Raw genomic sequence first — 6,503 nt, forward strand, 5'->3', positions numbered from 1 at the left:
TTAAAATAACGTTTGTTGTTTTGCCCCACTTTCGTGTTCCAATAACCACTTTTTACGCCAAACACCACCTGCATATCCTGTTAATGAACCATCAGAACCTACAACTCTGTGACATGGAATAACTATCCAAATAGGGTTTTTACCATTTGCAGAGGCTACAGCACGAATCGCTTTTACATCGCCTAATTGTTTGGTTTGTTCTAAATAAGTTCTGGTTCTTCCAAAAGGAATGTTTAATAGCTCATTCCAAACCGATTGTTGAAAGGTTGTTCCTTGTGGATTCAATTGTAAATCAAACACTGTTCTTTTTCCAGCAAAATACTCATCAAGTTGATTAATACAATTTTGTAAATAAGACGGAGTCTCTTTCGGAAAGCTAATTGTAGGCAAAGCTTCTTTATCCAATACAGAAATCGATTGGATTCCATTTTCATCACCTTCAATTTTGGCAATCCCGATTGGGGTTTTATAATATGTAGTTTGTAGGTTAGACACCAAAAACGTCTTTAGAGTTCTGTGTCGTAATTTCCGAAATTTCATCGAAAGTCAATCCATAAATATCAACCAGTTTATCTACCACATTAGTAATGTAGCTACTTTCATTACGTTTGCCTCGGTACGGAGTAGGAGCTAGGTAAGGAGAATCGGTTTCTAACACAATGTGTTTAATGTCTATTTGGTTTAGGAACTTGTCAATCTTTCCATTTTTAAAAGTCGCTACACCACCAATTCCTAATTTCATGTTATAAGAAATTGCTTTCTCAGCTTGTTCTAAGGTTCCTGTAAAGCAGTGAAAAATTCCAAATAAATTGTTTCCTTTTTCAGTTTCTAATACTTCGAAAATTTCATCAAAAGCATCACGACAATGGATAACAATCGGCAATTGTTTTTCTTTAGCCCATTGAATTTGCGTACGAAAAGCTTCTTGTTGTTGCGGTAAAAATGATTTATCCCAATACAAATCGATACCAATTTCACCAATTGCATAAAAATCACGTTGGTCTAACCACTCTTTTACATGTGCTAACTCTTCTTGGTAGTTTTCTTTTACCGAAGTTGGGTGTAACCCCATCATTAAAAACACGTCGTTCGGGTAGTTTTTTTCTAAATCGAACATACGTTCAGTATAAGAACTATCAATCGCAGGAATAAAGAAACGAGAAACCCCAGCATCTTTTGCACGTTGTATCATTTCGTTTCTGTCTTCATCAAACTGGCTTGAGTATAGGTGTGTATGTGTATCGGTTATCATAATTTTAATAAAAATCCCTTTCGACTGTGTTCAAGGGGACATTGTATTATATTGTATCTTTGCGAGGACAAAAGTACAAGAAATGGCAAGTTTGAAAAAAGTATTACGAAAAAAGAAATACATCAAAATAAAACTCAAAAAAATGGTGACTAATCATTTGGAGTTAACTGCTGAAATTAATGGGGTAAATGGAACCTTTATTCTGGATACAGGAGCGTCTAATTCATGTGTTGGATTGGACTTAATTGAGCGTTTTAAACTTGTCTCTGAAGAGAGTGAGGTAAAAGCAGCAGGAGCTGGAGCAACCGATATGGAAACACAAAAGTCGGAAAATAATTCACTGAAAATAGGGAAGTGGAAAACTGAAGCTTGTGATTTAGTATTGTTTGACTTAACGCATGTAAATACTGCCTTAAAACAACATAATGCACAAGAAGTTGATGGGATTATTGGTGCAGATATTTTAGAAGCTGGAAAAGCGTTTATTGATTATAACAAGAAAGCATTGTATTTAAAGAAGCTTAAAAAGAAAAAAGTTAGAAAATTGAAAGTTCCTTTCTAAAAAAAATAAAAATCCGTAAGATATTTCTTACGGATTTTTTTATGCTTGACAGTTTAAGTTAATTAACTTAAAACTTCTTTAATTCTTTTGATAGCTTCACGTAATTGTAATTCAGAAGCAGCATATGATAAACGGATACAGTCTGGAGCGCCAAAGGCTTCACCAGTAACTGTAGCTACATTAGCTTCTTCTAATAACAACATAGAAAAATCGTTAGCATCTTTAATTTCTTTTCCGCGGATTGTTTTTCCGAAGAAATCAGAAATATCTGGGAATACATAAAAAGCACCTTCAGGTATGTTTAATTTGAAACCGTCAATTTCACCTAATAATTGTAATACTAAATCTCTACGGTTTTTAAACTCATCTACCATATACTGTACTTTTTCTGGCGATGCTTTTACAGCAGTAATAGCAGCACGTTGAGCGATACAATTGGTTCCTGAAGTAATTTGACCTTGCATTTTTGTACACGCTTTTGCAATCCATTCAGGAGCACCTATATAACCGATTCTCCATCCTGTCATAGCAAAAGCTTTCGCTAATCCGTTAACAGTAATGGTACGGTCGTACATGCTTTCAATCGCAGCAAAACTAAATGGCTTTGTTCCGTAGTTGATATGCTCGTAAATTTCGTCTGATAAGATATAGATGTTTGGGTGTTTTTCTAACACTTTAGCCAAAGCTCTGTATTCTTCCTCACTATAAATAGAACCACTAGGGTTGGTTGGCGAGTTGAAGAAAATCATCTTTGTTTTTGGTGTAATTGCTGCTTCTAATTGCTCTGGAGTGATTTTGAAATCAGTATCAATAGAAGAAGGAATTTCTGTATAGGTTGCTTCACATAACGTAGCAATTGCAGAATAGCTTACCCAATATGGAGCAGGTAACAACACTTCATCACCAGGATTTAACAATACTTGTGCTACGTTAGCAATAGATTGTTTTGCTCCTGTAGAAACTACAATTTGGTTTGGTGTGTATGTTAAGTCGTTATCACGCTTAAATTTTTCGCAAATAGCCTCTTTCAATTCTACATATCCGTCTACAGGAGTATATGAATTGTAATTTTGATTGATGGCTTCAATAGCGGCATCTTTAATAAAATCAGGAGTATTAAAGTCTGGTTCTCCTAAACTTAAACTGATGATATCTCTACCTTCAGCTTTTAATTCTCTTGCTTTAGCTGCCATAGCTAAAGTTTGCGATACAGGTAAACTGTTAATTCTGTTTGATAATGCGTTTGACATTGTGTTGTTATCTTGTGTGTTGATTATGCTAATTGAGGTTTTCTTCCTAACTCAGCTAAATGTCTAAAGTGTTCAATAACTGCTCTACGAGTTGTTTTTTCTTTTTACAATCTTAGCTAATTTATCATAATGAATATGAGAAATATGAGGAAAAATATGGTGTTCTACTTGATGATTTAATCCACCTGTGTAGAAATTAATAAACCAGTTTTTAGGGGCAAAATTTGCAGTGGTATATAACTGATGAATAGCCCAGGTGTTTTTCATATTTCCGTCTTCATCAGGTAAAGGAGTTTCTGTTTTAGGAACAATATGTGCCAATTGGAAAACTACACTTAAAATAATACCAGCGGTATAGTGCATTACAAAAAATCCGATTAAAACCTTCCACCAAGCAACATCCATAACTACGATTGGTAATACCAACCAAAGAGCATAATAAATCACTTTAGAAACTACTAATTTAGTCCATTCTTTAGCTGGATTAGGGAATTCTCCGTATGATAATTTACGTTTTAAATAGCTGTGCATTTGCTTAAAATCGGTCGTAATTGCCCAGTTAATAGTTAACAATCCGTATAAAAAGATTGAATAATATTTTTGAAATTTGTGAATCCATAACCACTGTGAGTGTTTAGAAAAACGGATGATTCTACCAGCATCCATGTCTTCATCATGATCTTGAATGTTTGTGTAGGTATGGTGTAATACATTGTGTTGTACTTTCCAGTTATATACATTACCTGCTAAAATATAAATACTACTTCCAAAAAGTTTGTTTACCCATTTTTTGCTTGAGAAAGATTCATGGTTAGCATCGTGCATTACATTCATTCCAACTCCAGCCATTCCAACTCCCATTAATACAGTTAAGGCTAATTTTATCCATTGAGACATATCAATAGTTAAAATTAATATGAAAGGAACAATAAAAATAGCTAACATAATTATTGCCTTTGTGTATAATTTCCAGTTTCCTGTACGTTTAATTTCGTTTTCTTTAAAGTAAGTATTAACTCTTTTGTTTAAAGTTCTAAAGAACTTTGTTTTGTCTATTCTTGAGAAGTTTACTGTCGTCATTTGATGTTTGTTTGTCTCGCAAAAATAAACGTTTTTGGTTCACGGTTATTGCTATAGACCAACTTTTTAACCAGATTAATATCTTTTACTTAAAAATTAACAATACCAAATTGTTTTTTATTTTTGCAGCGGAAAAAATCACTAGATGGAACTTATAAAAAAATACTTTGGCAATTTAACGGAAACACAATTAGAACAATTTTCTAAGTTGCAAGAATTGTATCAAGATTGGAATTTAAAAATTAATGTTGTTTCTCGTAAAGATATTGATGAATTGTATTTACGTCATGTATTACATTCATTAGGAATAGCGAAGGTAATGGAGTTTCAACCAGGAGCAAATGTGATGGATGTAGGTACTGGAGGCGGTTTTCCTGGAGTTCCGTTGGCAATTTTATTTCCAGAAACGCAATTTCACTTGGTAGATTCTATCGGGAAGAAGATTAAAGTGGTTAACGAAGTAGTAGAAGGATTAGGGTTAGAAAATGTAAAAACGACTCACGGACGCGTAGAGGAGGTAGATGAAACTTATGATTTTATTGTAAGTAGAGCGGTAGCCCAAATGGAAACTTTTCATCGTTGGGTAAAAAATAAGGTAAAAAAGAAAGAAAACCACGCGTTAAAAAACGGAATTCTATATTTAAAAGGTGGTGACCTTACAGAAGAACTTGCGAACTTCCCTAAAGCCACCATTTATGATTTACCAGATTTTTTTGAAGAAGATTTCTTCGAAACAAAAAAAGTAGTGCACTTACCAATAAAGTTTAAAGGCTAATTTTTATTGAAGAAAATACATACTGCATTTCAGATGCAATTTGTAAACTTCTTTCTAAGTATTTTTCTTTTTCAGAAGGTGTTCCATCATATAATTTTGGATCTTCATAAGTAACGGGTACTCTTTTTTCAGCGCCCGCTATAAAAGGACATCCTTCATCAGCTTGTGAACAAGTCATGATAGCTCCAAAAGCTGAGGTTGGATTAAAGTCATCGTCATATTTTTTAGAAAAACCTATAATAGACGGTGTGTTGTCAGCATACTTTACTGCGTAAATAGGATTTGTTCCATCAGATAATTGTTGAATTTTAAATCCGTTATCAACTAAAGTAGTAACAACTGTTGAATTCATAGCGGTAGCTTCTGTACCACCAGAATAAGTGTTTACATTTGGTATTTGATAGTGATACGCCATAGTTTGCGCCCATACTTGCGACAAATGACTTCTTCTTGAATTATGAGTACAAATAAAATTCAGATTTATAACTTCCTTATTATCCAGTTTTTCCTGAATGTAATTTACAAGCGGTTGTAAAACTTCTTTTCGTTCTTCTGAAACGGTTGGTAAGCTCGAGATAGTTTCCTGTAATTCAGAAAATAGCGTTGAGGTTTGTGTTTTCATATTAACAGCATCCTGAGTTAGGTTCACATGCAGTTTGTTTTTGTAAATCAGCTAATTTTACTCTTGGTTTTTCTTGTGGAATTCCGCAGTTATCTTTCGCTAAACAATCTGTTTGTTTTGTAGTTAATAAGAAGTTAGTTCCGTCAAAATCTAATCCATACTTTCCAATCGTACTTCCTTGGTATTCCACTTCAATTTCTAAATCAGGAATGTTTAATACTTTTTCTGATAATTCAATTATGTGAATTAACTTCTCTGGATGTAATCTGTGATCGTAGTCATTAGCATTCCATAATTGAAAGTTTACCACTTCTTCATTTCTAACAACTCCACCACAATCGATAAAGTTTTTGGTAATTTTTCCTACTTCTGTTACGTGAAAATGATTGGGTACTAAGCTACCGTCAGGTAATTGAAAAGCAATAGTTTTTAACGTACTTAAATGTTGTTTAATTTCTGATAGTTTCATGGTTTTGTTTTTTTAATTGTAATATTACGATTAATGATTTCAAATTTTTTTTAGCAACAACTCTGGTTATTCATATCAAGGTTTAAAAAAGAAGAAAGCAAGGTTTTAATTTCTTTCCAAGTTGATGGATTGATACAATAGCAAACGCTAGTTCCTTCAATAGTCCCTTTAATAATACCAATCTTCTTTAATTCTTTTAAATGTTGCGAAATAGTAGGTTGCGCCAAACCGATTTCATTTACCAAATCACCACATACACAAGAATTCAATTTGAATAAGTGTTGTAAAATGGCAATACGAGCTGGGTGGCCTAACACTTTTGCGATGGTAGCCAATTGATTTTGCTCTTCAGTAAATATTTCTGATTTGGTTAATCCCATTGATTTATTATTATATTGCAATATTACGATTAATAAGTAAAACACCAATTATTTTTAGTGTTATTTTTTATAAAAAGTTTAATACCAGCGCCTTTTCTTCTTTTTAGAAGCTT

Annotated in this window: 8 protein-coding genes and 1 pseudogene; 2 read left to right on the forward strand and 7 right to left on the reverse strand. The window is 33.2% G+C overall.

From position 1 onward, the window contains the following. Together OU788_RS06845 and OU788_RS06850 are read right to left on the reverse strand one after the other, a co-directional pair. Complete coding sequence (locus OU788_RS06845; RefSeq protein WP_274634472.1) at positions 1-495, reverse strand: methylated-DNA--[protein]-cysteine S-methyltransferase; 495 nt, start codon at positions 493-495, stop codon at positions 1-3. Then, entirely contained in the window at positions 488-1,252 is a 765-nt protein-coding gene (locus OU788_RS06850) for a TatD family hydrolase (RefSeq protein ID WP_274634473.1), read from the reverse strand. Before OU788_RS06850 ends, OU788_RS06845 begins: the two co-directional genes overlap by 8 nt. Before the next feature lie 82 nt (positions 1,253-1,334). Here OU788_RS06850 and OU788_RS06855 point away from each other — a divergent pair, with 82 nt between their 5' ends. Continuing rightward, a complete protein-coding gene (locus OU788_RS06855) occupies positions 1,335-1,814 on the forward strand; it encodes a retropepsin-like aspartic protease (RefSeq protein ID WP_274634474.1) in 480 nt (159 codons plus the stop codon). A 62-nt stretch (positions 1,815-1,876) separates the two neighbouring features. Here the strand turns inward: OU788_RS06855 and OU788_RS06860 are convergent, their stop codons facing one another. After that, positions 1,877-3,064 carry a pyridoxal phosphate-dependent aminotransferase gene (locus OU788_RS06860; protein ID WP_274634475.1) on the reverse strand — a complete coding sequence of 396 codons (1,188 nt, stop codon included), beginning with the start codon at positions 3,062-3,064 and terminating at the stop codon, positions 1,877-1,879. Between the two features lie 23 nt (positions 3,065-3,087). Beyond that, positions 3,088-4,144, reverse strand: a pseudogene (locus OU788_RS06865) (fatty acid desaturase family protein). Positions 4,145-4,289: 145 nt separating this feature from the next. Here OU788_RS06865 and rsmG point away from each other — a divergent pair. Continuing rightward, a complete protein-coding gene (rsmG, locus tag OU788_RS06870; protein WP_274634476.1) occupies positions 4,290-4,919 on the forward strand; it encodes a 16S rRNA (guanine(527)-N(7))-methyltransferase RsmG in 630 nt (209 codons plus the stop codon). Here the strand turns inward: rsmG and OU788_RS06875 are convergent. The 3 genes from OU788_RS06875 to OU788_RS06885 are packed head-to-tail and all read right to left on the reverse strand — an operon-like array spanning position 4,909 to position 6,390. Beyond that, positions 4,909-5,541: an arsenate-mycothiol transferase ArsC gene (locus OU788_RS06875; RefSeq protein WP_274634477.1), complete on the reverse strand. Its 633-nt coding sequence runs from the start codon at positions 5,539-5,541 to the stop codon at positions 4,909-4,911. The two genes, rsmG and OU788_RS06875, sit on opposite strands and share 11 nt — an antisense overlap. 1 nt (position 5,542) lies before the next feature. Further along, the gene (locus OU788_RS06880; protein WP_274634478.1) at positions 5,543-6,010 is read right to left on the reverse strand and encodes a DUF6428 family protein; all 468 of its coding nucleotides are present in this window, start codon (positions 6,008-6,010) and stop codon (positions 5,543-5,545) included. Positions 6,011-6,060: 50 nt separating this feature from the next. Beyond that, positions 6,061-6,390 (reverse strand): ArsR/SmtB family transcription factor, encoded by a 330-nt coding sequence (locus tag OU788_RS06885; RefSeq protein WP_274634479.1) that lies wholly within the window; start codon positions 6,388-6,390, stop codon positions 6,061-6,063. Positions 6,391-6,503 lie beyond the last annotated feature (113 nt).

Source organism: Tenacibaculum sp. L6 (genome assembly GCF_028823685.1).
In the GTDB taxonomy this organism is placed as follows: domain Bacteria; phylum Bacteroidota; class Bacteroidia; order Flavobacteriales; family Flavobacteriaceae; genus Polaribacter.